Annotated in this window: 23 protein-coding genes; 13 read left to right on the top strand and 10 right to left on the bottom strand. The window is 71.5% G+C overall.

The window, feature by feature from the left end; translation table 11 throughout:
- Positions 1 to 18 precede the first annotated feature (18 nt).
- Entirely contained in the window at positions 19 to 2,025 is a 2,007-nt protein-coding gene (locus tag AB0A90_RS13625) for a protein meaA (protein ID WP_357246321.1), read from the top strand.
- A gap of 15 nt (positions 2,026 to 2,040) precedes the next feature.
- Here AB0A90_RS13625 and AB0A90_RS13620 read toward each other — a convergent pair whose 3' ends face one another.
- A complete protein-coding gene (locus AB0A90_RS13620; RefSeq protein ID WP_357246318.1) occupies positions 2,041 to 2,337 on the bottom strand; it encodes a DUF1540 domain-containing protein in 297 nt (98 codons plus the stop codon).
- Between the two features lie 91 nt (positions 2,338 to 2,428).
- Entirely contained in the window at positions 2,429 to 3,046 is a 618-nt protein-coding gene (locus tag AB0A90_RS13615) for a DUF4126 domain-containing protein (RefSeq protein WP_357246315.1), read from the bottom strand.
- A gap of 71 nt (positions 3,047 to 3,117) precedes the next feature.
- Between AB0A90_RS13615 and nucS the strand changes: the two genes are divergently transcribed.
- On the top strand, positions 3,118 to 3,777 hold the full coding sequence (nucS, locus tag AB0A90_RS13610) for an endonuclease NucS (RefSeq protein ID WP_357246312.1): 660 nt from the start codon (positions 3,118 to 3,120) through the stop codon (positions 3,775 to 3,777).
- Positions 3,778 to 3,782: 5 nt separating this feature from the next.
- Here the strand turns inward: nucS and AB0A90_RS13605 are convergent, their stop codons facing one another.
- Both AB0A90_RS13605 and AB0A90_RS13600 read right to left on the bottom strand, forming a co-directional pair.
- Positions 3,783 to 4,442: a class I SAM-dependent methyltransferase gene (locus AB0A90_RS13605; protein WP_357246309.1), complete on the bottom strand. Its 660-nt coding sequence runs from the start codon at positions 4,440 to 4,442 to the stop codon at positions 3,783 to 3,785.
- Positions 4,443 to 4,521: 79 nt separating this feature from the next.
- On the bottom strand, positions 4,522 to 6,018 hold the full coding sequence (locus AB0A90_RS13600) for an aldehyde dehydrogenase family protein (RefSeq protein WP_357246306.1): 1,497 nt from the start codon (positions 6,016 to 6,018) through the stop codon (positions 4,522 to 4,524).
- 306 nt (positions 6,019 to 6,324) lie between these two features.
- Between AB0A90_RS13600 and AB0A90_RS13595 the strand changes: the two genes are divergently transcribed.
- The 7 genes from AB0A90_RS13595 (at position 6,325) to AB0A90_RS13565 (ending at position 12,720) form a co-directional block, all read left to right on the top strand.
- Positions 6,325 to 6,690 carry an FHA domain-containing protein gene (locus AB0A90_RS13595; RefSeq protein WP_357246303.1) on the top strand — a complete coding sequence of 122 codons (366 nt, stop codon included), beginning with the start codon at positions 6,325 to 6,327 and terminating at the stop codon, positions 6,688 to 6,690.
- A 100-nt stretch (positions 6,691 to 6,790) separates the two neighbouring features.
- Positions 6,791 to 7,855 carry an alpha/beta hydrolase gene (locus AB0A90_RS13590; protein ID WP_357246300.1) on the top strand — a complete coding sequence of 355 codons (1,065 nt, stop codon included), beginning with the start codon at positions 6,791 to 6,793 and terminating at the stop codon, positions 7,853 to 7,855.
- 126 nt (positions 7,856 to 7,981) lie between these two features.
- Positions 7,982 to 9,772, top strand: a complete 1,791-nt coding sequence (locus AB0A90_RS13585; RefSeq protein ID WP_357246297.1) for a 3-hydroxybutyryl-CoA dehydrogenase — start codon at positions 7,982 to 7,984, stop codon at positions 9,770 to 9,772.
- A gap of 41 nt (positions 9,773 to 9,813) precedes the next feature.
- The gene (locus tag AB0A90_RS13580; protein ID WP_357246294.1) at positions 9,814 to 10,308 is read left to right on the top strand and encodes a SigE family RNA polymerase sigma factor; all 495 of its coding nucleotides are present in this window, start codon (positions 9,814 to 9,816) and stop codon (positions 10,306 to 10,308) included.
- On the top strand, positions 10,305 to 11,459 hold the full coding sequence (locus AB0A90_RS13575) for a hypothetical protein (protein ID WP_357246291.1): 1,155 nt from the start codon (positions 10,305 to 10,307) through the stop codon (positions 11,457 to 11,459). The genes AB0A90_RS13580 and AB0A90_RS13575 overlap by 4 nt, the downstream gene beginning before the upstream one ends.
- Before the next feature lie 11 nt (positions 11,460 to 11,470).
- A complete protein-coding gene (locus AB0A90_RS13570; RefSeq protein ID WP_130404050.1) occupies positions 11,471 to 11,800 on the top strand; it encodes an ATP/GTP-binding protein in 330 nt (109 codons plus the stop codon).
- 110 nt (positions 11,801 to 11,910) lie between these two features.
- On the top strand, positions 11,911 to 12,720 hold the full coding sequence (locus AB0A90_RS13565) for an alpha/beta hydrolase (protein ID WP_357246287.1): 810 nt from the start codon (positions 11,911 to 11,913) through the stop codon (positions 12,718 to 12,720).
- 16 nt (positions 12,721 to 12,736) lie between these two features.
- Here the strand turns inward: AB0A90_RS13565 and AB0A90_RS13560 are convergent, their stop codons facing one another.
- Together AB0A90_RS13560 and AB0A90_RS13555 are read right to left on the bottom strand one after the other, a co-directional pair.
- On the bottom strand, positions 12,737 to 13,816 hold the full coding sequence (locus AB0A90_RS13560; RefSeq protein WP_357247135.1) for an AI-2E family transporter: 1,080 nt from the start codon (positions 13,814 to 13,816) through the stop codon (positions 12,737 to 12,739).
- A 206-nt stretch (positions 13,817 to 14,022) separates the two neighbouring features.
- Positions 14,023 to 14,172, bottom strand: a complete 150-nt coding sequence (locus AB0A90_RS13555; protein WP_357246286.1) for a hypothetical protein — start codon at positions 14,170 to 14,172, stop codon at positions 14,023 to 14,025.
- A 126-nt stretch (positions 14,173 to 14,298) separates the two neighbouring features.
- Between AB0A90_RS13555 and AB0A90_RS13550 the strand changes: the two genes are divergently transcribed.
- On the top strand, positions 14,299 to 15,273 hold the full coding sequence (locus tag AB0A90_RS13550) for a hypothetical protein (RefSeq protein ID WP_357246282.1): 975 nt from the start codon (positions 14,299 to 14,301) through the stop codon (positions 15,271 to 15,273).
- Positions 15,274 to 15,356: 83 nt separating this feature from the next.
- Here AB0A90_RS13550 and AB0A90_RS13545 read toward each other — a convergent pair whose 3' ends face one another.
- The 4 genes from AB0A90_RS13545 to mce form a co-directional block, all read right to left on the bottom strand.
- Positions 15,357 to 17,564 (bottom strand): hypothetical protein, encoded by a 2,208-nt coding sequence (locus AB0A90_RS13545; RefSeq protein WP_357246279.1) that lies wholly within the window; start codon positions 17,562 to 17,564, stop codon positions 15,357 to 15,359.
- A gap of 178 nt (positions 17,565 to 17,742) precedes the next feature.
- Positions 17,743 to 19,002, bottom strand: coding sequence for a DivIVA domain-containing protein (locus tag AB0A90_RS13540; RefSeq protein WP_357246276.1), 1,260 nt, complete (start codon positions 19,000 to 19,002; stop codon positions 17,743 to 17,745).
- Between the two features lie 365 nt (positions 19,003 to 19,367).
- Positions 19,368 to 20,723: a crotonyl-CoA carboxylase/reductase gene (gene ccrA, locus AB0A90_RS13535; RefSeq protein ID WP_357246273.1), complete on the bottom strand. Its 1,356-nt coding sequence runs from the start codon at positions 20,721 to 20,723 to the stop codon at positions 19,368 to 19,370.
- Between the two features lie 262 nt (positions 20,724 to 20,985).
- A complete protein-coding gene (gene mce, locus AB0A90_RS13530; protein ID WP_357246270.1) occupies positions 20,986 to 21,462 on the bottom strand; it encodes a methylmalonyl-CoA epimerase in 477 nt (158 codons plus the stop codon).
- Between the two features lie 62 nt (positions 21,463 to 21,524).
- Between mce and AB0A90_RS13525 the strand changes: the two genes are divergently transcribed.
- From AB0A90_RS13525 to AB0A90_RS13515, 3 genes are all read left to right on the top strand, one after another.
- A complete protein-coding gene (locus AB0A90_RS13525; RefSeq protein ID WP_357246267.1) occupies positions 21,525 to 22,724 on the top strand; it encodes an acetyl-CoA C-acetyltransferase in 1,200 nt (399 codons plus the stop codon).
- Positions 22,725 to 22,779: 55 nt separating this feature from the next.
- The gene (gene meaB / locus AB0A90_RS13520) at positions 22,780 to 23,784 is read left to right on the top strand and encodes a methylmalonyl Co-A mutase-associated GTPase MeaB (RefSeq protein ID WP_357246264.1); all 1,005 of its coding nucleotides are present in this window, start codon (positions 22,780 to 22,782) and stop codon (positions 23,782 to 23,784) included.
- 115 nt (positions 23,785 to 23,899) lie between these two features.
- Positions 23,900 to 24,301: an Asp23/Gls24 family envelope stress response protein gene (locus AB0A90_RS13515; protein WP_357246261.1), complete on the top strand. Its 402-nt coding sequence runs from the start codon at positions 23,900 to 23,902 to the stop codon at positions 24,299 to 24,301.
- Positions 24,302 to 24,379: the final 78 nt, after the last annotated feature.

Below are 24,379 nucleotides of genomic sequence, written 5' to 3'. Positions count from 1 at the left end.
GTAACTTAAGCTCCAGCCATGGATGAGACGGCATCTACGGGACGGCTACCCGAGCGGGACCGCCCGTGGGTGATGCGTACCTACGCCGGCCACTCGTCGGCCACCGCGACCAACGCCCTCTTCCGGCGCAACCTGGCGAAGGGGCAGACCGGCCTCTCAGTCGCCTTCGACCTGCCCACCCAGACCGGGTACGACCCGGACCACGAGTTGGCCACCGGTGAGGTCGGCCGGGTCGGCGTGCCGGTGGCCCACCTCGGCGACATGCGGGCGCTCTTCGACGGCATACCGCTCGCCGAGACGAACACCTCGATGACCATCAACGCCCCGGCGATGTGGCTGCTCGCCCTGTACGGAACCGTGGGGCTGGAACAGGGCGCCGACCTGGCCCGCTGCGCCGGCACCACCCAGAACGACATCATCAAGGAGTACCTGTCCCGGGGGACCTACATCTTCCCGCCGGCCGCCTCACTGCGACTGACCGCCGACGTCATCGCCCACACGCTGACGGCGATGCCCCGGTGGAACCCGGTGAACATCTGCTCGTACCACCTCCAGGAGGCCGGTGCCACGCCCGTGCAGGAGGTCGGTTTCGCGCTGGCCACCGCGGTCGCCGTGCTCGACGCGGTCCGGGACTCCGGTCAGGTGCCGCCCGAGCGGATGGGCGACGTGGTGCAGCGGATCTCGTTCTTCGTCAACGCCGGGGTGCGTTTCGTCGAGGAGATCGCCAAGATGCGCGCGTTCGGGGTGCTGTGGGACGAGATCACCCGGGAGCGGTACGGAGTCACCGACGCCCGGCAACGGCGGTTCCGCTACGGCGTGCAGGTCAACTCGCTCGGCCTCACCGAGGCACAGCCGGAGAACAACATCCAACGCATCGTGCTGGAGATGCTCGGCGTGACGATGTCCCGCGACGCCCGGGCCCGCGCGGTGCAGCTACCCGCCTGGAACGAGGCGCTCGGCCTGCCCCGCCCCTGGGACCAGCAGTGGTCACTGCGGATGCAGCAGGTCCTGGCGTACGAGTCGGATCTGCTCGAATATCCCGATCTCTTCGCCGGCTCGCACGTGATGACGGCGCTCGTCGACGAGGTCGTCAGCGGGGCGCGGGTCGAGCTGGACAGGGTGCTGGAGCTGGGCGGTGTCGTCGCCGCCGTGGAGACCGGCTACCTCAAGAGCGCGCTTGTCGCCTCGCTGGCCGAGCGCCGGCGACGGATGGAGTCCGGTGCCGACGTGGTGGTCGGGGTCAACCGGTACGCCGAGACCGAACCCTCCCCGCTGACCGCCGCCGGCGCCGAAGCCGTCGAGCAGGTCGATCCGGCGGTCGAGGCGGCCGCCACGGAGGGCGTACACCGGTGGCGGGCCGATCGGGACGCGGACGCCGTCGACGCGGCCCTCTCCCGGCTCCGTGCGGACGCCGCGACCACCACCAACCTGATGCCGGCCACCGTGGAGTGCGTGCGGGTCGGGGTGACCACCGGCGAGTGGGCCGGAGCGCTGCGGCAGGTCTTCGGCGAGTACCGGGCGCCGACCGGTCTGGCCGGCGGCACCGGCAGCGGCGGGGATCCGGGTCTCGCCGCGGTGCGGGAGCGCGTCACCGCCACCGCCCGCGAGTTGGGCAGCGGCCGGCTGCGGCTGCTGGTCGGCAAGCCCGGCCTGGACGGGCACTCCAACGGCGCGGAGCAGATCGCGGTACGTGCCCGCGACGCCGGTTTCGAGGTCGTCTACCAGGGCATCCGGCTCACCGCGGGGCAGATCGTCGCCGCCGCCGTGGAGGAGGACGTCGACCTGGTCGGGCTGTCCGTGCTCTCCGGGTCGCATCTGGCCGCCGTGCCCGCGGTGCTGGACGGGCTGCGCGCCGCCGGGCGGGCGGACCTGCCGGTGGTCGTGGGCGGCATCATCCCCGCCGGTGACGCCGACACGCTGCGGGCAGCCGGGGTGGCCCGGGTCTTCACCCCGAAGGACTTCGCCCTCACCGACATCATCGACGACCTGGTGACGGTCATCCGACGCGCCAACGACCTGCCCTGACCCGCCGTCGGTGGGTCAGCGGCCGGCGTACGTCATGCAGTCGGCCAGGTCGTTGTCCGGGCCGACCTTGATCGACGACGCGTGGCACTCCAACTGCTCGTTGTGCCGACAGTCGGCACGCTGGCAGGCGCCGACCTGGGCGGTCATTCCGTCCACGCCGCCCCGGATGGGCGATTCGACGAAGGTGTGGCAGTGCGCGTGATCCATGCTGCCGATCGTGATCGCGAAGGCGTGGCAGTCACCCGCCTGGTTGTACGCGCACGCGGCGACTACGCATTCCTGGACTCGGGGCATCTCCAAAGCTGCAGTCATGCCAACCTCCTCTAGGTCTTGCCCCGATCCTAGGCTTTTGTCGGCCCGTGCAACCCGGGTATGGCGGCCCGCCGATCCGCCGCCGACCAGGTCAGACGCGGAAGCCGGCGGCGCGGGCCGCCTCGCGTTCCCGGCGGCGTTCCGAGCGCCGCCGGAGGAACCAGAAGACGAAGACCACCAGACCCAGCAGGAAAGCCAGCACCAGCACGGGCAGGATGATCGCCACCAGGGAGACCACCACGCTCGTGGCGTCCTCGGCGGTGCTGGCCACCGGGGCGCCGAACCCGGCAGTGGTCGCGTTGATGACCGGCCGTGCCGCGGACTTGAGCAGGTGCACGCCCAACGCCAGCAGTACGCCGGTGACGACAGGCACCCACTGGTGCGAGGAGAAGAAACTCCCCGGGTCGCTGACCGTCACCGTCTCCGACGAGGATCCGGCGCCGAAGGCCAGGCCACCGGCTGTGGGTCGGACCACGGTCTGCACCACGTCGTTGATGTGGTCGACCACGGGCACCTTGTCCGCCACCATCTCCACGGCGAGCAGCACGGCCAGGATGACGATGACCCAGCCGTTGCCGAGCCAGGTCCAGCCGCTCGGAAGGTCGATCAGGTCGGTGTAGCGGCCGAGGAGGCCGAGGGCGAGCAGGGGTATGTAGGCGTTCAGCCCCGCTGAGGCGGCGAGGCCGGTGCCGGTGAGGACTTCGAACACGGTCTCAGCATGGCACCGACGCGCCAGTGCCGCTCGGCGGCGACCGGTGGGTCCTCGGCTACCCTCGTCGGGTGCGGTTGGTCATTGCGAAGTGCTCGGTGGACTATGTCGGACGGCTCTCGGCTCACCTGCCGCCGGCCACCCGGTTGCTGATGGTGAAGGCGGACGGGTCGGTGTCGATCCATGCCGACGACCGGGCGTACAAACCTTTGAACTGGATGAGCCCGCCCTGTCGGCTGGAGGAGGCCCCCGGCGTGTGGCGGGTGGTCAACAAGGCCGGCGAGGAGCTGCGGATCACCCTGGAGGAGATCTTCCAGGACACCTCGTACGAGCTGGGGGTGGACCCGGGCCTGCGCAAGGACGGGGTGGAGGCGCACCTCCAGGAGTTGTTGGCCGCCAACCCCGGGGCGTTGGGCGAGGGATTCACGCTGGTCCGCCGCGAGTACATGACGGCGATCGGCCCGGTCGACCTGCTGTGCCGGGACGCCAACTCCGGCGCGGTCGCCGTCGAGGTCAAGCGGCGCGGTGACATCGACGGTGTGGAGCAGTTGACTCGATACCTCGAGTTGATGAACCGTGACCCGCTGCTCAGCCCGGTGGCCGGGGTCTTCGCGGCCCAGGAGATCAAGCCGCAGGCCCGGGTGCTCGCCGCGGACCGGGGCATCCGGTGCGTGGTCGTGAACTACGACCGGCTGCGGGGCATCGAGAAGGACGAACTGACGCTCTTCTGAGCGGCTCACCCGCCGGTACGCACCGCGATCAGCGACTTGGGCAGGCCGAACGCCCGCTCGACGAGCATGTGCGAGTCGGGGAAGTAGTGGCGCATCTGCGAGCGGTCCAGCAACTCGGTCCAGAGCACCTGGTGGATGGCGGCGTCGTGGCTGCGGGTCGGCTTGTGGCCCAGCGGCCAACGGCGGGCGAGCGCGGTGCGCAGTCGTACCGGCAGGAACTGCATCCCGGGCGCGATCCAGTGTGGCTCGATGGGAAAGTAGCGGTAGGGCGTCTGCACCCAGTGCCGGTCGGCCATCGCGCGGGCGGCGGCGGCGAAGCGCAGCCGGCGTTCGTGCCCGCCCACGTGCTCCAGGACGGAGTTGGAGAAGACCAGGTCGTACTCGGTCCGGGCGAGTCGTGCGGGCAGGTCGCAGGCGTCGGCCTGCTCGACGTGGGCCCAGTCCGGCACGACGGCGGGCGGCTGCTCCAGGTTGATGACGGTGACCCGGGCCGGCCGGACGGTCGCGCGGTGCCAGGTGCCGAGCCGGCCGCCGAGATCGACCACGTGCATGTCGCCGATCTCGGGGAAGGTGCGTGCCAACCAGTCCGAGCGATGCCGGCGCCGCCGCGCACTCCACGACTGGTCGCTGTCGACAAGGCGGTAGCGCAATCGATTGGGGCCCATTTAACGCAATGTACCGCCGCCGACACCGCGTATAAACATGTGGATACGCCGATCTTCGTCGAGATCGGTTATCCGACACTCATCTGCCGTACATCACCTTGATGGCCTTGACGAGTCGGGCCACGTCGGTCGGGGTGCGCTCGAAGGTCATCGACGGCAACAGTGAACGGGCCCGACGGCGGGTGATCGCCTTGGCTCGGCCGAACTCGCGCAGCCCGTCCTCCCCGTGGATCCGCCCGAAGCCGGAGTCGCCGACCCCGCCGAACGGCAGGGTGGACATGCCGGCGAAGGTCAGGCTGGAGTTGATCGAGGCCATGCCGGAGCGTAGCCGCCGCGCGATGGACACCGCCCGCCGCCGGCCGAAGACCGAACCCCCGAGGCCGTACGGCAGGGCGTTGGCGCGGGTGACGGCCTCGTCGGCGTCGCGGACCCGGCTGATGGTCAGTGTGGGGCCGAACGTCTCCTCCTGGACGGCGGCTGACTCCTCCGGGACGTCCACGAGCACGGTCGGGTGCACGTACGGCGGCTGCACGGCGCTCGGACCACCGAGCACGGCGCGCCCACCGGAGTCGATCGCCGCGTCGATGTGCCGGCGGATCACGTCGATCTGCCGGGGCATGGTGATCGGCCCGATGTCGGTGCCCTCCGGCCCCACTGTCAACCGACCGGCGCGGGCGACCACCTTGTCGACGAAGGCGTCGAAGACCGAGTCGACCGCGTAAACCCGCTCGATGCCGATGCAGGTCTGGCCCGCGTTGGTCATGCCGCCCCAGACGCACGCCTCGGCCGCGGCGTCCAGGTCGGCGTCGCTGTCGACGATCATGGCGTCCTTGCCGCCGCCCTCGATCAGTACCGGGGTCAGCGTCTCGGCGCAGGCGGCCATCACCTTGCGGGCGGTGGCGGTCGAGCCGGTGAAGGCCAGCTTGTCGACCCCGGAGCGGCACAACGCGGCGCCCACGTCGCCCAGCCCGTGCACGGCGCTGAACACCCGGTGCTCGGGCACCACCTCGGCGAAGCTGTCCACCAGCCACTGGCCGGCGGCCGGGGTGTATTCGCTCGGCTTGAGCACCACGGCGTTACCCGCGGCCAACGCGTACGCGGCGGAACCGATCGGCGTGAAGACCGGATAATTCCACGGCCCGATCACGCCCACCACGCCGTGCGGCTGGTATTCGAGGTGACCGGAGAACTCGGCGAGGATGAGCCGGGACCGCACCCGGCGCGGGCCGAGCACCCGGCTGGCGTTGCGGGCGGCCCAGTCGATGTGCTCGATCGCGGTGACGATCTCGACGATGGCGTCGGCGGTCGGCTTGCCACCCTCGACGTGCACCAGCTCGGCCAGCTCCTCGATGCGTTTGGCGAGCAGGGCGCGCCAGCGCAGCATCCGTTCGCGGCGGTCGGTGAAGCCGAGCCCGGCCCACCACCCGCCGGCGGCGCGGGCGTCCTCGACGGCCCGCCGCACGTCGGCGTCGGTCGCGACCGCGAAGCGGCCGGCCTCGACGCCGGTGGCCGGGCTGGTGGAGACCAGCCGACCCGCCTCGATGACCGGAAGACCGGGGACCTGCACAGCCGTCATGGCGGAAGTCTAGACCCGAGGATTACTCACCGGTAGGTCCAGATCGTTGCCGACCGGCCCGGAGTCGTGCGGCTGCGCCTGATCGTTGATCAGTGCAGGCCAAGGCGCTGATGGTGAACGCGATCCGCCCGAATCGTCGAACGGCGGGTAGCCGGGAGGTGGCGAGGAGCTGACCGGCTGGGCGGTATCGATGACTACCGTCTGATGGCAGGCTGACGCGCGGAGTAACGGTGTGGGGTGGAGGGCTGACTGTCCATGGAGGAACATCCGGAACTTAGACCGCTGCTGACGGTGGCGGGTGGGCCGATGCGCGGAGCGAGTTTCCGACTTCGGATCGAACCACAGGTGGTCGGTCGAGCACCGACCGGTCACGTCGTCATCAGCGACCCGCACCTGAGCCGCCGCCACGCCGAGGTGTGGCTGGCCCCGGAGGGTCCGTCGCTGCGGGACCTCGGCTCGACAAACGGCACCTGGCTCAACGACCGCCGGATCACCGAGGTCGAGCTTCTCTCCGACGGTGACGTGATCCGACTCGGCCGTACCGAACTGCGCCTGTTCGACCCGGGGGTGGCACACACCGATCCGGTGGGGCTCAGCTTCGGCCCGTCCCGGCGGGACGTCCGACCGACACTGCCGCTGCCGTTGGCCGCGCCGCCCAGCGTCCGCCGCTGACCAGCGCCCGCCGACCCGGGTGTGGCCCACACCTGGGCCGCACCCGGGGTGGCTGTCCGGCACCTGGACCCGCGCCGGCGGGCGTGGCACCATCCCGCGGATGGAAACCGAGCAGCGGAGCGTCACGGCGAACGGCATCACCCAGGCGGTCCGGGTGGCCGGCCCGCCGGACGGCATCCCGGTGCTGCTGATCCACGGCAACTGCTCCTCCGCGCTGTTCTGGGAGCCGCTGGTCCGGCGGCTGCCGCCGACGCTGCGGGTGGTCGCCCCCGACCTGCGCGGGTACGGCGACTCCGCGACCGCCCCGGTGGACGCCACCCGGGGCCTGCGGGACTTCGCCGACGACGTGGCCGCCCTCCTGGACGACCCGACGCTCTTCGGTGCCACCGACACCCGCCCGGTGGTCGTCGGGCACTCCCTCGGGGGCGGGGTGGCGATGCGTCTCCTCGTCGACCATCCAGACCGGGTGGGCGCGCTGCTGCTCGCGGCACCGGTCTCCCCGTACGGCTTCGGCGGCACCCGCGACCTGACCGGCACACCCACCACTCCCGACTTCGCCGGCACCGGCGCGGGCACGGCGAATCCGGACTTCGTCGCCCGGCTCGCCGCCGGCGATCGGAGCGCGGACGCCCCGGCCAGCCCGCGCGCGGTCCTGCGCGCCACCTATGTGGCCGATGCGGCGGCACTGGGCGCGGACGAGGACCTGCTCCTGGACACGGTGCTCTCCACCGCCACCGGGGACGACAACTACCCGGGCACGGCGGCGCCCTCGACGAACTGGCCGGGCACCGCGCCGGGGAGACGTGGTGTGCTCAACGCGCTCGCGCCGACCTGGTTCCGGCTCGCCGACGAGCTGGTGGCCGTCGCCGACAAGCCCCCGATCACCTGGGTACGCGGCGACGCCGACGTCATCGTCTCGGACACCTCGCTGTTCGACCTGGCGTACCTGGGCTCGCTGGGTCTCGTACCCGACTGGCCCGGCGAGGAGGCCTGCCCGCCGCAGCCGATGGTGGGCCAGACCCGGTCGGTGCTGGAGCGGTACGCGGCGGCCGGCGGCGCGTACCACGAGGTGGTGCTGCCCGGCTGCGGACACAGCCCGCACCTGGAGCGGCCGGCGGAGTTCGTCGCGGAACTGCTGGCCCTGACCAGCGCGCCGGCCGCCTAGCGGCCCCACGTCGTCGGCGGTGAAATATGCCACGGCGTCTCGACAACCAAGCGCCACGTGGCAGACTCGCGCGCATAACCTTAGCGGCCGTTCAGGGGCCGTGCGGAGTGTCTGGGGAGGCCGGTCGTGGCGCGCGAGTTCAGCACCGTGGGTGTGGTGGGGCTGGGCACCATGGGTGCCGGCATCGTGGAGGTCTTCGCCCGCAACGGCATCGACGTGGTCGCGGTCGAGATCTCCGAGCCGGCGCTGGAACGGGGCCGGGCCACCCTCACCGCCTCCACCGACCGCGCGGTCGCGAAGGGCAAGCTCGCCGCGGCGGACCGCGACGCCCTGCACGAGCGGGTGCACTTCGCGGTCGGGCTGCCCGCGCTGCACTCCGTCGACCTGGTCATCGAGGCGGTGCCCGAGCACCTCGACCTCAAGCAGCGGATCTTCGCCGAACTGGACCGGGTCTGCCGGCCGGAGGCCATTCTCGCCACCAACACCTCGTCGCTGAGCGTCACCGAGATCTCGGTGGCCACCACCCGGCCCAACCAGGTGATCGGCATCCACTTCTTCAACCCGGCGCCGGTGATGAAGCTGGTCGAGGTGGTCCGCACCGTCGTCACCTCGCCCGAGGTGGTCGCCGACGTCGAGGCGCTCTGCGCCCGGCTCGGCAAGGTCGACGTCACCATCAACGACCGGGCCGGCTTCATCGCCAACGCGCTGCTCTTCGGCTACCTCAACCACGCGGTCGCCATGGTCGAGTCGCACTACGCCGCCCGGGAGGACATCGACGCCGCGATGAAGCTCGGCTGCGGTCTGCCGATGGGCCCGCTGGCGCTGATGGACCTGATCGGCCTGGACACCGCGTACGAGATTCTGGACACCATGTACCGGCGCGGCGGGCGGGACCGCCGACACGCCCCCGTGCCGCTGCTCAAGCAGATGGTGACGGCGGGACTGCTCGGCCGGAAGTCCGGCCGGGGCTTCTACACCTACGAGCGGCCCGGCTCGCCGGTGGTCGTACCGGACGAGGCGACGCCGCCGGCCACGGAGGCCGGGCTGGCCGACGGCGCGCGCGCCATCGCAAAGGTCGGCATCGTGGGCTCCGGGACGATGGCCACCGGCATCATCGAGGTGTTCGCGACGGCCGGCTACGAGGTCGTGTCGGTGACCCGCGGCGCGGAGAAGTCCGCGGCGGTCTGCGAGGCGGTGAAGACCTCGCTGAACAAGGGCGTGGTGCGCGGCAAGCTCACCGAGGCCGACCGGGACGCCGCGCTCGGCCGGATCAGCTGGTCGGCCACCCTCGACCACCTCGCCGACGTCGACCTGGTGGTCGAGGCGGTGGTCGAGGAGTTGAGCGTCAAGAAGGCCCTCTTCGCGAGCCTCGACGAGATCTGCAAGCCGGGCGTCGTGCTGGCGACCACCACCTCGTCCCTGCCGGTGATCGACGTGGCGATGGCCACCCACCGACCGGCCGACGTGGTGGGACTGCACTTCTTCAACCCGGCGCCGGTCATGCCGCTGGTGGAGGTCGTGCGGACCATCCGCACCTCACCGGAGGCCACCGCCACCGCCCGTGCCGTCTGCGCCGCGCTCGGCAAGACCGGTGTGGTCTGCGGCGACCGGTCCGGGTTCATCGTCAACGCGCTGCTCTTCCCGTACCTGAACGACGCGGTGAAGATGCTGGAGGCCAGCTACTCGACGGCCGACGACATCGACCACGCCATGAAGCTGGGCTGCGGCTACCCGATGGGTCCCTTCGAGCTGCTCGACGTGGTCGGGCTGGACGTCGCGCTGGCGATCCAGCGCGAGCTGTACCTGGAGCTGCGCGAGCCGGGCTTCGCGCCCGCGCCGCTGCTGGAGCACCTGGTCACCGCCGGCTACCTGGGTCGCAAGACCCGACGCGGCTTCCGCGACCACTCGCACCGCTGACCGGTGTCAACAGCGGGCGCCGGTGACGGCGTCTCAGTGGTGTGACCTTCGAGGAATACGTCAGCAGTCGCGGGCCGGCGCTCGTCCGGCTGGCCCGGCTGCTGACCGGTGACGAGCACCGGGCCGAGGACCTCACCCAGGACGTGTTGGCGCGCGCGTACGTGCACTGGCGGAAGATCGCCCGTGCCGACCATCCGGACGTCTACGTGCGCCGGATGCTCGTCAACGCCAACACCTCCTGGTGGCGCCGCCGATCCAGCCGGGAGTTGGCCACTGCCGAGTTCGCCGACCGGCCGGGGCGCGGGGACCTGGGCGGCGACGCGGCCGACCGGGACGAGATGTGGCGGCTGATCCTCGGCCTGCCCGACCGGCAGCGCGCGGTGCTCGTGCTGCGCTACTACGAGGACCTCGACGACGCGACAATCGCCCAGATTCTCGGCTGTTCCCCGGTCACCGTCCGCACCCATGCGATGCGGGCGCTCAGCCAGCTGCGGGAGCGCCACGGCGTTCCCACGACGAACGGGAGCCGGCCGTGACCAACCTCGACGAGCGGATCGCACGGGTACTCCGGGAGCAGGCCGACGGACCCGTGGACACCGACAGCCTGCTGACGGCGGCGGTGCACGGGGGACGAACCCGTCGGCGGCGACGGCGCGCCGTCATCGGGACAGCGCTCGGCGTCGCGGTGCTGCTCGGGGCCGGTGTGGCCCTCCGTACGCCGTCGGCCGCGCCGCCACAGCCGGCAGTCACGCCCAGCCTGGTCGTGGTCACGCCGCCCCGCGCACCGGGGATTCCGGGGGCAGCGGCGAGCCCCGCCCTGATCGGCTCCGACCCCCAGCTGCTGCACTTCGGGGTCGATCCGTCAGCAGCGAAGCCGGTCGCCTGGCGCTCCGCAGCTCAGGTCGAGAGCATGCGACTGGACCTGGGCGGCGGTGTGCAGGCTCTGGTGATCGTTGCTGCCGACCCACGGACGGCCGAGACCGGTGACCCGAGCCAGCTTCGGGACATCGGCCCCGACAGAGTGAACGCCGCCGACAGCGAGAAGGATCTTCCCTCGCCTGGCCCGGACGTCGACTCCGCATCTCGGTACAACGGGGTGATCCGTCAGCTCGACCGGGTCGCGAAGGGGTGGGTGCTGCGCTGGCAGCCCGTCCCGGGCCTGTATGTCCGGGTCGCGACCCTCGGCGAGACCAGTGCCGAGGTCCAACGAGCGGCCGCGGCGCTTCGGTTCGACGAAGCCCGCCGCTGTGTCGCCCCGGTCCGACTGACCGCTCTGCCGCCAGGTGCCCGGATCAGCGCGTGCGAGGTGGCGGTGCGTCAGCTGGCCTGGCCCAGCATCGTGAACGTGGCGGGAACCACCACGCCGACCCAGAGGCCCGTCGCGGCTTCGGATCAGACCGAAGCGGCGCTCACGGTCGCTCTCCAGGGCGCGGGCACCCTGCCGGTGCGGCTCTACTACTCACCCCGTCCATCCTCGCCCGACCGGTCCAAGGCCAACCGCGAGATCGCCGGCAGGCCGGTGTTCGACATGGGTGACTTCTGGCACGTGCTCGGCATTCCGCACACCCTGCTGTCCATGGGGCACGAGAACCGCTGGGAGCGCCCGCCCACGGACGCCGAGGTCAGCACGGTTATCGGCGGGCTCCGGGTCGCCGACGACCTGGGCGAGCCGGCCAGCTGGAAGTGACCGTAACCTTGGTGACTGTGAGCCCCCGTCGCAATCGCCCTCGCCGGGACGACAACGCCAACCTGGACGCCGATCGGGTCCGGCAGGGTGTCGCCTCGGTGCAGCAGTGGACCGACGGCGCCTGGCAGGTACGCGGGATCGGCGCGGGGGCGTCCGTCAAGACGTACCGCTGCCCCGGCTGTGACCAGGAGATCCGGCCCGGGGTGGCGCACCTGGTGGCCTGGCCGGCCGACGGCCTGGGTGACCTGACCGACCGGCGACACTGGCACAGCGGCTGCTGGCGAGCCCGGGATCGGCGTGGCCCGGCGGTGCAGCGCGGCCGCGGCACCCCGCGCTACTGACCAACCCGGCCGGGGGCCGCGCGCCCTGTCCGCGCAGCGGCTCAGCGACCTGGATCACGCTGTTCGTGCCTGGGCGGGCGGCGGCGGTGACTTCACGACACACTTGGGCGGTGAGCACAGCGATCCGCGCGTCGTCGATCCTGCCCGGCCGCCGGGAGGACATCGAGCTGCACACCGCCGACGGTCTGCGGCTGGTCGGCGAGCTGGCCCTGCCGGCCGACCGGCCGCCGGTGGCCACCCTGGTCTGCCTGCACCCGCTGCCCACCCACGGCGGGATGATGGACAGCCACGTCTTCCGTAAGGCGGCCTGGCGGTTGCCCGCCCTGGCCGACCTGGCCGTGCTGCGGTTCAACACCCGGGGCACCAGCAGCCTGCGCGGCACCAGCGAGGGCACCTTCGACGGCGCGGTGGGGGAGCGGTACGACGTGGCCGCCGCCATCGAGTACGCGGAGTTCGCCGAGCTGCCCAACATCTGGCTCGTCGGCTGGTCGTTCGGCACCGACCTGGCCCTGAAGTACGGCTGCGACCCGGCTGTCGCCGGGGCGATCCTGCTCTCCCCGCCGCTACGCTTCTCGACACCCGAGGACCTGACCACCTGGGCCGCCTCGGGTCGGCCGCTGACGGCGCTGGTGCCCGAGTTCGACGACTACCTGCGCCCGACCGAGGCGCGGGAGCGGTTCGCCGCCGTGCCGCAGGCCGAGGTCGTCGGCGTGCCGGGCGCCAAGCACCTCTGGGTGGGCGACGCGGAGACGGTGCTCGACGAGATCGTCCGGCGGGTCAACCCGGCCGTCGAGGTGCCGCTCCCGACGACCTGGGACGGCCCGATGGAGGCCGGCGACGTCAGCGCGTACGCCGACCGGACGGTCGCCTCGTTCGCCGACACGCCCGTCCCCGGGCCGGCCGCCGGTCAGGCCGGCTGACCCCCTTCGCCGTGGGTCAGCGGGTCTCCTGGCGGGGCAGCACCACCTCGCGCAGGATCAGTTGCAGCGCGGCCACCGTGGGGATGGCGATCAGCGCGCCCACCACGCCCAGCAGCGCCACGCCCAGCAGGGCGGCCAGCAGGGCGGCCACCTCGTTGACCTCCACCGAGCGCCGCATCACCTTCGGGTAGATCAGGTAGTTCTCCACCTGCTGGTAGACGAGGAAGAAGACCGCGCAGGCGATGCCGGTGGGCAGGTCGGCGGCGAAGCCGACCAGGCTCACGATCACCGCGCCCAGGGTGGCGCCGATCTGCGGGATCAGGTCGGTCACCGCCACCACCACGGCCAGCGCGAACGGGTACGGCAGCCCGACGATCAGCGCGAAGACGAAGGTGGTCGCGCCGGCCAGCACCGCGATGCTCAGCGCGCCGACCATGTAGGCCCCGACCTTGGCCAGGATCTCGTCGCCGATCAGCTGCACCCGCTCGCGCCGCGACCGGGGCACCAACGAGTAGCCCAGGGCGCGAAGCTTGTTGAAGTAGGCCAGGAAGTAGATCGTCAGCACCAGCACCGTCAGCGTCCGGAACACCGTGCCGAAGATCAGTTGTGCGCCGCCCAACACCCCGCCGAGCGCCCGGCCGACGGTCTGCGCGTTGGCCGCGCCCTGCACGCGCTCCACCACGTCGTACCGCTCCACCAGGTCATTGACCGTCGGATTGCGGCGCAACTCGTCGAGCAGGTTCGGGATCTGGTCGACGAACTGTCCCGACTGCGTCACGATCGGCGGAACCAGTGCGACCACGCCGCCGCAGAGCAGCAGCACCACGGTCAACGCGACGGCCGCCACCGCCAGGCCGTGCGGCACGCCCCAGCGGCGAAGCCGGACCACCGCCGGGTTGAGGCCGACCGCCAGGAAGAGCGCGATCACCACCAGCACCAGGATGCCGCCGGCATTGCGAATCCCCAGATAGAGGGTGTACGCCAGCAGCACACCCAACGCCCCGGTGAACCCGATCAGGAAGCTGCTGCGCCGCAGCGGACGCCCCGGTGTGCCGAACTTTCCGGACGGAACCGCCGGTGGCTCATCCGGGTCGATTCCCGGAGCGGGAACCGGCACCGGTGGCGGCGTCTCCGCAGGCGGTGGCGTCTCCGCCTGTGGTGGCGTCTTCGCAGACGGTGGCGTCTCCGCCGGTGGGTTTTCCGCTGGCGGTGGCCCCGGGGTCACGCCCGGGTCGTCGCCGGACGGGTCGTGCTGCGGCACCAGAGACCTCCCGACTCAGGCGGTGGGATGACGGGTGGTGGTCACGAACGACCGCCACGCGGAACGTCCCGCACCAGTTCGATCGACTGACGGCGGACGTTTGTGATCATCTCCCAGCGCGCCAGCAGCGTAGCCACCCCATGGTCACCATCGACCACGAGACCGTCAATCCGGCGCTCCAGGTGCCCCACCCAACCACCGTCGGCACCCTCCAGACCCAGCCCACGCGCAGATCTTGGACAGTTCCCGTTACGCGTTGACGGAAACTGTCCAAGATCTGGTGGTGTGGCGGGCTCGCGGCGGTGAACGCTGTTCGGATGCTGCCTGCCGATGACGCCGACGCACTCGACTGGCTCGCCTTCGAGCAGGCGGGCGTGCTGACGACCGCGCAGGTCTCCAGCCTGCTCAGCGAGGGGGCAGTCCGTGGGCGAATCCGCTCCGGCCGCTGGCGGTCGATCTGCCGTGGGATCCTGTTGACCGGCAACGGTCGCCTGAGCCGCGACCAGCAGCTCTGGGTCGCGGTGCTGGCCGCCGGACCAGGCGCGATGCTGGCCGGGGTAACCGCCGCCACCGAAGCCGGGGTACGCGGGCTGCGCCGTGAGCCTCTGCACGTGCAGGTGCCGGCCGCCCGCCGTGCCGCACGGACCTCGCTGCGTCGCCTCCCCATCGACATGCCCGCGGTAGTGGTGCATCGCACGTCGGTGCTGCCGGACTCGCACCGGCAACTCGCCCGTCCACCGCGCACCACGACGGCCAGAGCACTCGTCGACGCGGCGGGCTGGGCAGTCGGAGTGGAGGAGGCGCAGGGGGTGCTGGCAGCCGGTTGTCAGCAGCGGCGGGTGCTTCCCGAGGAGTTGCAGACCGTGCTCGACGTCCTCCCGCGAGCGCCCCGCCGGCACCTGATCCAACAGACCGTCGGTGACATCGCCGGCGGCGCGCAGGCGCTCTCGGAGATCGACTTCCTGCGCCTCTGTCGCCGGCACCGGCTGCCCGTACCTGATCTTCAGGAGCATCGGGTGGACGCGGCTGGCCGCAACCGCTGGCTGGACGCGTACTGGCGGCAGTGGCGGGTGCATGTCGAAGTCGACGGCGCGCACCACATGGACGCCCGCCAATGGGCAGACGACATGCGTCGGCAGAACGACGTCTGGACCAGCGGCGACCGGATCCTGCGCTTTCCGGCCTGGCTGGTCCGCGCCCGTCCCGACGAGGTCGCCGGCGCCGTCCGGCGTGCCCTCGTCGCGGCCGGCTGGAGCCCCACCCCATCCCAACGCCATCCGACGCACATCTGAATCTTGGACAGTTTCCGTCAACGCGGGACGGGAACTGTCCAAGATCTCGGCGCGCACCCGAGTCAGCGCTGGGGGCGTACCCGTCAGTCCTTCTCGATGGTGACCTTGCTGGGCTTGGCGCTGCGTTCGTCAGTGGTCGGCTTGCTGGGTCGCTTGCCGTTCTCACCGGTGCTGGTGATCTTGGTCGGCTTGGCGCCCCGGCCACCCTCGCCCGGAACGGCGGCCACGGTCGGCTCCCCGTCCACCCCGGCGCTGGCCGCGCCCCCGTCGACGGTGGTCACCGGCTCGGCCACCGGCCGGGACGTGGACTGCCCGGCACTCTCGGCCCCGGCGTTCACCGGCTGCCGGGTGTCGGCGGACTCGGTCTTGAGACCGTTGGCCGCTCCCGACCCCGACGACGCGCCCGCGTCGGTGGTCGCCGTGTCGGAGGCGGTCGCGCCCGCGTCGGTGGTCGCCGTGTCGGAGGCGGTCGCGCCCGCGTCGGTGGTCGCCGTGCCGGAGACGGTCGCGGCCTTCTCGTCGGCCGCGTTCCGGCTCGCACCATTACCGGCGGCCGGCGTGGTCGGGCCATCGATCGGACCAGCGACGCTCTGCAACCGCGCCTCGGTCATCTGCCGCTGCAGCTCGTCCGACTCCTGCCGAGCCTTCCAGGTCTCCTGGCGCAGGTCGGCGAGCTGCTGCTGAGCCTGGGCGATCTCCAGCATCACCTGGGCGAGCTGCTGTCGGCCCGCCGCGGACTCCTGCTGTGTGGCCGCCAGGTGCTGCTGAGTGGTGGCCAGGTGCTGTTGGGTGGTGGCCGCGTACTCCTCGAACTGCCGACGGGAGGCCGCCACGTGCTCGTCGGCCTCGCGGCGCTTGCCGCCGGCCTCGGTCTCGGCCCGGCTCAGCAGCTCGGCGGCCTCCGCCTCGGACCGCTGGCGAAGAGCCGCCGCGTCCTGCTCGGCCGCCTGCCGAATCCCGGCCGCGCCCTGCTCGATCTCGTTCTTGCGCGTGGAGTATTCGGTCTCCAGCTGATCCCGGCGGCTCGTGTACTCGGTCTCCAGCTCGTTCTTGCGTCCCGTGTACTCGGTTTCCAACTCGTCGCGGCGGCTGGTGAAACCCGCCTCCAACTCCTGCTGACGGCTGGCGAACCCGGTCTCCAGCTCCTGCTGGCGGGACGTGTGCTGCTTGTCCAGCTCGTCGCGGCGCTTGGCGAACTCCTGCTCGGCAGTGGACCGACGCTGCGCCAACTCCCGGTCGGCCGCCTCGCGACGCGAGTTGACCTCCTGCTCCACCCCGGCCCGCCAGGCGCCCAGCTCCTGCTGGGTCTGCGCCCGGGTGTGCTGCACGTATGCCTCGGTCTCGGTGCGCATCCGCTGCACGTACGCCTCGGTCTCGGCACGGCTGCGCTTGCCCGCCTCGGCGGCCTGCGTGGTCAGCCGCTCCGCCTCCTGCAGCGCCTTGGCGCGGGTGGAGCGTCCCGCCATCGACGCGTCGTCGATGATCTGCTTTGCCTCCTGCTGGGCCTTGGCGTGGCTGGCCCGGCCCGCCTCGGTCGCGGTGTCGGTGAGCCGCTTGGCCTCCTGGAGGGCCTTGGCGTGCACCTCCTTGGCGGCCCCGCGCAGGTCGCTGGCCTCCTGCTGGGCGTTGGCCAGTGTCTCCCGGGCCGTCTCGCGCAGCTTGGTCGACTCCTGTTGCGCGCGGGCGTGGATCTCCTTGGCGGTGTCCCGCAGCTGGGTGGCCTCCTGCTGGGCCTTCGCCAGCGCGTCCTGCGCCGCCTTGCGCAACTGCGCCGACTCGTCCTTGGCGGACCGCAGAGTGGCCTCGGCCTCGGCCCGTCGGGCGGCGCTGTGCCGCTCCTCCTCCGAGCGGCGCGCGGCGAGGGCGATCTCGAAGTCCTTCAGGGCCCGCGCGGCCTGCTGGCGGGCCTCCTCGATGATGTGCTCGGCTGCGGCGCGACGGGCCTCGATCTCCACGTTCGCGTCGGACACGATCTGCTCGGCCTGCTCCTCCGCGAGCGTGAGGATCGACTCGACCCGTGGGCCGAGGTGGCGGAACGAGGCCCGGTCGACCACGTTCATCTGCTTGCGGACCTGCGTCAGGTCACGCTGGAGCACCTCGACCTGGCCGGCGAGCTTGTGGATCTGTGTATACGCCTGTTCCCGTTCGGAGGCGAGGGTCGCGATCTCGTGCTCGGCACGAGCGACATACCGATCAACCTGTTTCTTCTCGTACCCCCGCAGAGCGGACTCGAAGCTGGGCTCCGTCGTCACGTCCCCGCCGAGAGCGAACAGTTCCTCGCCGTGCGACATGCCCCCATCCTCACACGCAACAGGGCCTGCTGGGGCGATACGGACGCGCCTTGTGCGAGCTACTTCACTCCGTTGCGGGCAAGGGATACCACCGGCTGGGAAACGCATACGGCGCGAGGTTGCACCGGTTACCCGGTGTCACCTCGCGCCGTTCGATGCCCCGACCTGACGCCTCGCGTCAGCCGGTGGTCTCCGCCGGCACCCGCTCCTGACCGCCGTCGGTCTTCTTGGCTTCCGGCTTGGCCGCCGGGGCGGCAGCGGGCATCCCCGGAACGATGCCGGCGAGCCCGGAGAGCATCTGGCCCAGCTGCGAGGTGACCGCGTCCTTCTGCCGGGTGAGGTCCTCGACCTCGCGGCGGGCGGCCTGCGTGGTCAGTTCCGCCTCGGTACGGGCCTCGGAGAGCAGACGCTGCGACTCGGCCTTTGCCTCGTTGAGGGTCTTCTCGGAGTGCGCCTTGGCCTTGTCCACCGTCTCGGCGGCGTTGCGCTCCGACTCGACCCGGCGGGCCTCGGCGCGCTGCTCGATCTCCTTCGCCCGCTCCTGCGCGGCCCGAGCACGCTGCTCGGCCTCGCTGACCATCTTCTGGGTCTGCGAGACCTGTGCAGCGTGCCGCTCGGACTCCTCGCGCTCGGACTTCTCCCGCCGCTCGGCCAGCTGGAGCTCCAGAGCCTGAAGGTCCTTGTCGCGCTTGTCCCGCGCGTCGGTCAGCAGCTTGGTCGCCTCGGCGCGCTTCTCCTCAGCCTCGCGGGCGGCCTTGGCCCGCTGCTGGGTGATCTCCCGCTCGGCGGTGGCCCGAAGGGTGGCCACCTCCCGCTCGACTGTCGACTTCAGTTCGGCGACCTCGTGCGCCGTCACGGTACGCAGCTGCTTGGTCTCGCGGTCGGCGTCCGCGCGCAGCGTGTCAGCCTCACGGCGGGCCTGCACCCGGACCTCGGCGGCCTCGCGCTCGGCGGCCGTGCGCAGGTTGCCCGCCTCTCGCTCGGCGCTGGCCTTCATGGCCGCGGCCTCGGCACGCGCCTTGTCGGTGATCTCGCGGGCCTCGAGGCGGGCGGCGGAGAGGATGCCCTCCGACTCGCGCTTCGCCTCGTTGCGGTGGTCGTTCGCCTGCTCCTCGGCGAGCCGGAGGATCTGCTCGACGCGGGTGCCGAGGCCGGAGAGGGTGGGCCGGCTGTTCTCTTCGAGCTGCTTGTTCGTGTCGGTGAGCTTCTGCTCCAGCGCACTCATGCGCTGTTCGGCTTGGCGGAGCCGACGCTGGGCGTCGTTCATCCGCTGCTCGGCCTCGGCACGGGCCTGCTCGGACTGGGTCAGCGCGGCGGTCATCCGGCCGAGGAAGTCATCGACCTGGTGAGTGTTGTAACCGCGCAGGCCGACGGTGAAGTCTGGCTGCGAGTTCGCGTTATCGAAGAACGCGAGAGGGGAGGACTGCTGCTGGGGCATTGGGACATACTGGCAGACGCCCCAGGGTGCTTCGCAAGAGCGGTGCGCAGCTTTCGTGGCCTCTTTACATGGTCAACTCCCGCCATCGGCGGAGGGGGACCAATCGCCGATCTTGGCAGGTCCCGGGCGGGTCGGACGCCACGGAGCGTGACGCGGAAAAGGGCCCCGGGGTTACCCCGAGGCCCTTTGTTCGATCCGGGCGGGTTTTCCGCTAATGGGAGCGGAAGAACAATGTCCGATCAGCGCATTGGCCATCGAGCGTTCATCCGTCCGGCCGGCGGTGCCGGCCAGTGCCCCGGGCCGGCGGTGCCGGTCAGTGCCCCGGACCGGCGGTGCCGGCCAGTGCCCCGGACCGGCGGTGCCGGTCAGTGCCCCCGGAAGCGGTTGATCGCCTCCTCGTGCCGGGCCCGCAGCTCCCCGTCGCGTACGCCCAGGCCGTCCGTCGGTGCGAGGCACCGCACCCCGACCTTGCCCTGGTGGGCGTTGCGGTGCACCTCGTACGCGGCCTGACCGGTCTGCTCCAGGGAGTAGGTGCGGGACACCGTCGGGTGCACCTTGCCGAGCGCGACCAGACGGTTGGCCTGCCACGCCTCGTGGTAGTTGGCGAAGTGGCTGCCGACGATCCGCTTGAGGTGCATCCAGAGGTAACGGTTGTCGTACTGGTGCTGGAAGCCGCTCGTGGAGGCGCAGGTGACGATCGTCCCACCGCGCCGGGCCACGTAGACGCTGGCGCCGAAGGTCTCCCGACCCGGGTGCTCGAAGACGATGTCCGGGTCCTCGCCGGCGGTCAGCTCGCGGATCCGCTCGCCGAAGCGCTTCCACTCGTCCGGGTCCTGGGTCTCCTCGTCCTTCCAGAAGCGGAAACCCTCCGCCGCCCGGTCGATGACCAGGTCCGCACCCATCCGGCGGCACAGCTCCGCCTTCTCCGGCGAGGAGACGACGCAGACGGGGATCGCGCCACCGTTGAGTGCCATCTGGGTGGCGTATCCGCCGAGGCCGCCGGAGGCGCCCCAGATCAACACCACGTCGCCCTGCTTCATGTTGGCCCCGTGATGCGAGACGAGCTGCCGGTACGCGGTGGAGTTGACCAGCCCGGGGCTGGCCGCCTCCTCCCAGCTCAGGTGCCGTGGCTTGGGCATCAGTTGGTTGGCCTTGACCACCGCCAGCTCGGCCAGCCCACCGAAGTTGGTCTCGAAGCCCCAGATCCGCTGCTGCGGGTCCAGCATGGTGTCGTCGTGCCCGGCGGCGTCCTCAAGCTCGACGGAGAGGCAGTGCGCGACCACCTCGTCGCCGGGTGCCCAGCGGGTCACCCCGGGACCGGTGCGCAGCACCACGCCCGCCGCGTCCGAGCCGACGACGTGGTACGGCAGGTCGTGCCGGCGGGTCAGCTCGGAGACCCGGCCGTAGCGCTGGAGGAACCTGAAGGTGGGCAGCGGCTCGAAGATGCTGGTCCACACCGTGTTGTAGTTGATCGCGCTGGCCATCACCGCGACCAACGCCTCGCCCGGCGCCAGTTCCGGCGTCGGCACCTCCTGGACGTGCAACGCCTTGCGCGGGTCCTTGTCCCGGGTGGGCTTGCCGTCGAACATCCGGGCCTCCTCGGCGCGGACCACGACGCCTCGGTAACTCTCCGGTACGGGCAGCCCGGCGACGCCGGCGAGTTCGCGGTCCGGATCGTTCGATTCCTCCGCCGCCATGATCGCTTCGAGGATGTCCTGCACGGTGACCTCCGGTTCGTCCGCACCCGCACGGGCCCGGGTGCTGCCATCGTCGGCGCCGGTGGGTCACGACCGCCATGTCGGCATTCGACACATCCGACCCCGGTCGCGCTCCGGTGGGGCCGGACGTTACTGAACGGTAGCTAGACCGGGAAGTCCTCTGTGAAAAACTGCATCCGCCGATGCGTGAAGGTGTCCGGCCGCCCCACCAACCGCGCACTGACGTGCGCGCACGTGGCGCGGGACGGTGCGCCACGTGCGGGGGTCAGTGGGCGGTGGGGGCGGGTTGGACCAGTTCGACGAGGACGCCACCGGCGTCCTTCGGGTGGACGAAGTTGATCCGGCTGTCCGCGGTGCCGCGCCGCGGTGTCTCGTAGAGCAGCCGCATCCCCCGGGCGCGCAGCGCCGCGCACGCCGCGTCGATGTCCACCACCGTGTACGCGACCTGCTGCACACCCGGACCGTTGCGGTCCAGGAACTTGGCGATCGTCGACTCCGGGGAGAGCGGGGCGAGCAGTTGCACGCAGCCACCCTCGGTGGTCGGCCCGACGGCCAGCATCGCCTCCCGCACGCCCTGCTCGGCGTTGGTCTCGACGTGCACACAGCGCATCCCGAACGTCCGCTGGTAGAAGTCGATGGCGGCGTCCAGGTCGGCCACGGCGATCCCGACGTGGTCGATTTTGCGAAGCCCGATGTCTGTGACGGAGTCGGCACCAGGCTCGGCGGAGGAGTTCTCAGTCATGGCGCTAGTCTGACCGAACAATCGTTAAGGCGTACAGCTCGGCACCCCCCTCGGAGGCAGGCATGGCTTCGGTGATCGTCAGCGGCGCGCGGACCCCGATGGGCCGGCTGCTGGGCAACCTCAAGGACCTTCCGGCCACGAAGCTGGGCGGGATCGCCATCAAGGCCGCGCTGGAGCGGGCCGGGGTCAGCCCGGACCAGGTCCAGTACGTGATCATGGGGCAGGTGCTGCAGGCCGGCGCCGGTCAGATTCCGGCGCGGCAGGCCGCGGTCGAGGCCGGCGTGCCGATGTCGGTGCCGGCGCTGACCATCAACAAGGTCTGCCTCTCCGGCCTGGACGCGATCGCCCTGGCCGACCAGCTGATCCGTGCCGGCGAGTTCGACATCGTGGTGGCCGGCGGCATGGAGTCGATGACCAACGCCCCGCACCTGCTGATGGGTCAGCGCACCGGCCACAAGTACGGCGACGTGGTGGTCAAGGACCACATGGCGCACGACGGGCTCAGCGACGCCTTTGACTGCTGCTCGATGGGCGAGTCGACCGAGCGCCTCGGTGCCCGGCACGGCATCACCCGCGAGGAGCAGGACGCGTTCGCCGCCGCCAGCCACCAGCGGGCCGCCGCCGCGCAGAAGAACGGTCACTTCGCCGACGAGATCGCCCCGGTGGTGATCCCGCAGCGCAAGGGTGACCCGCTGGTGATCAGCGAGGACGAGGGCATCCGCCCGGATACCACCGTCGGGTCGTTGGCCAAGTTGCGCCCCGCCTTCGCCAAGGACGGCACCATCACCGCCGGCAGTTCGTCGCCGATCTCCGACGGCGCCGCCGCCGTGCTCGTGATGAGCAAGGCCAAGGCCATCGAGCTGGGGCTGACCTGGCTGGCCGAGATCGGTGCGCACGGCAACGTGGCCGGCCCGGACAACTCCCTGCACTCGCAGCCGTCCAACGCGATCAACCACGCGTTGAAGAAGGGCGGCCTGAGCGTCGCCGACCTGGACCTGATCGAGATCAACGAGGCGTTCGCGCAGGTCGGTGTGCAGTCCACCCGGGACCTCGGCATCAGCCCGGACAGGGTCAACGTCAACGGCGGCGCCATCGCGCTGGGGCACCCGATCGGCATGTCCGGCGCTCGTCTCGTCCTCACCCTCGCTCTGGAGCTGAAGCGGCGCGGCGGCGGTACCGGCGCGGCGGCGCTCTGCGGTGGCGGTGGTCAGGGCGACGCGCTGATCATCCACGTGCCGGGCAAGGCTGCGGTGGACCAGTGACCGCGGGACGTGAGCCGGTTCTGCGAGCGCCGCGGTCGCGAACAAGGGTGGTGCGGTGAGCGACGCGGCGGAGCGCGTCCCGTCCGCGGGTGCCACGTCGGTGCGCCGCACCCGGGACGTACCGATGCTTGTCGAACGCGCCCGCGCGGGTGACCCCCGCGCGGTGGCCCGGCTGATCACCCTCGTGGAGAACGGCGACGAGCTGCTGCCGGCGATCGCCGCCGCGTTGGCGCCGTACGCCGGGCAGGCCCAGGTCGTCGGGCTGACCGGTTCGCCCGGGGTGGGTAAGTCGACCACCACGAACGAGCTGGTCCGCGCGCTGCGGGCGAAGGGGCACCGGGTCGGCGTGCTGGCGGTCGACCCGTCCAGCCCGTTCACCGGTGGAGCGATCCTCGGCGACCGGGTAAGGATGCAGGACCACGCCACCGATCCGGGCGTCTACATCCGGTCCATGTCCAGCCGGGGTCACCTCGGCGGGTTGGCCGCGGCGACGCCGCAGGCGGTCCGGGTGCTGGAGGGCGCCGGCTGTGACGTGGTGCTGGTGGAGACCGTCGGGGTCGGACAGGCCGAGGTGGAGGTGGCCTCGCTGGCCGACACCACGCTGGTGCTGCTCGCTCCCGGCATGGGTGACGCGATCCAGGCGGTCAAGGCCGGCATCCTGGAGATCGCCGACGTGTTCGTGGTCAACAAGGCCGACCGGGACGGCGTCGACGCCACCGTCCGCGACATCCAGGGCATGATCGCCCTCGGTGAGCGTGGCCCGGGGCAGTGGAGACCGCAGGTGGTCCGCTCGGTCGCCGCGCGCGGCGAGGGCATCGACGAGATCGCGGCGGCGATCGACAAGCACCGGGGTTGGCTCGTCGAGCACGGCGAGCTGCGTCGGCGCCAGGAGGCGCGGGCCGCCGCCGAGGTCGAGGCGATCGCGCTCGGCACCCTGCGCGCCCGGATCGGCTCACTGCGCGACGGTACGGAGTTGGCCACGCTCGCCGCCAAGGTGGCCGAGGGCGCGATCGACCCCTACCGGGCGGCGGACGAACTGCTCGCCCAGCTCGCCCGCTGACCGTCCACCGGGGACACCCTGGTGGCATTCCCTCCTTGTAGGCTCGCAGCGCCCCACGGCGGTGGGGGCCGGGCGGTGTGCCGGCGCGGTGGCGCGAGGAGCAGGGGGAGTGGCGATGGACCACGAGGTGACGCGGGAGCTGACCACGGCGTCGGCGGGGGCCGGCGGAACGACGCAGGTGTCCGACGAGGTGATCGAGAAGATCGCCGTCGCGGCGGCCCGCGCTGTTCCCGGAGTGGCCGAGTTGGGCGGGGACGTGGCCCGATTCTTCAACTCGGTGCTGGACCGGGTCGGGCTGGATCAGGTGGGCGATGCCCGACGGGGCTGCTCGGCCCACGTGACCGGCGATGCCGCGGTGGTCAACCTGGTGCTGGTGATTCACGCCGGCCAGCCGGTCCCGGAGATCACCGGGCAGGTGCGGGCTCGGGTGACCGAGGCGGTCGAGGCGTACGGGCTGCGGGTCGACGAGGTCAACATCCGGGTCGACGACGTGGCGATGGGCGGGCCGGCCGTCTAAGGCCCAGCTCGCACGTTACCGGTCGGTACGACGGGACTTAGCGATCGTTCAGGTGTGGGCCCTACACTCGACGTGCAG

Origin of the sequence: Micromonospora sp. NPDC049204 (assembly GCF_040647935.1) — a bacterium.
In the GTDB taxonomy this organism is placed as follows: domain Bacteria; phylum Actinomycetota; class Actinomycetes; order Mycobacteriales; family Micromonosporaceae; genus Micromonospora.
Note: the sequence above shows the minus strand (reverse complement) of the source record. Positions and strands in the feature narration are given on the sequence as shown.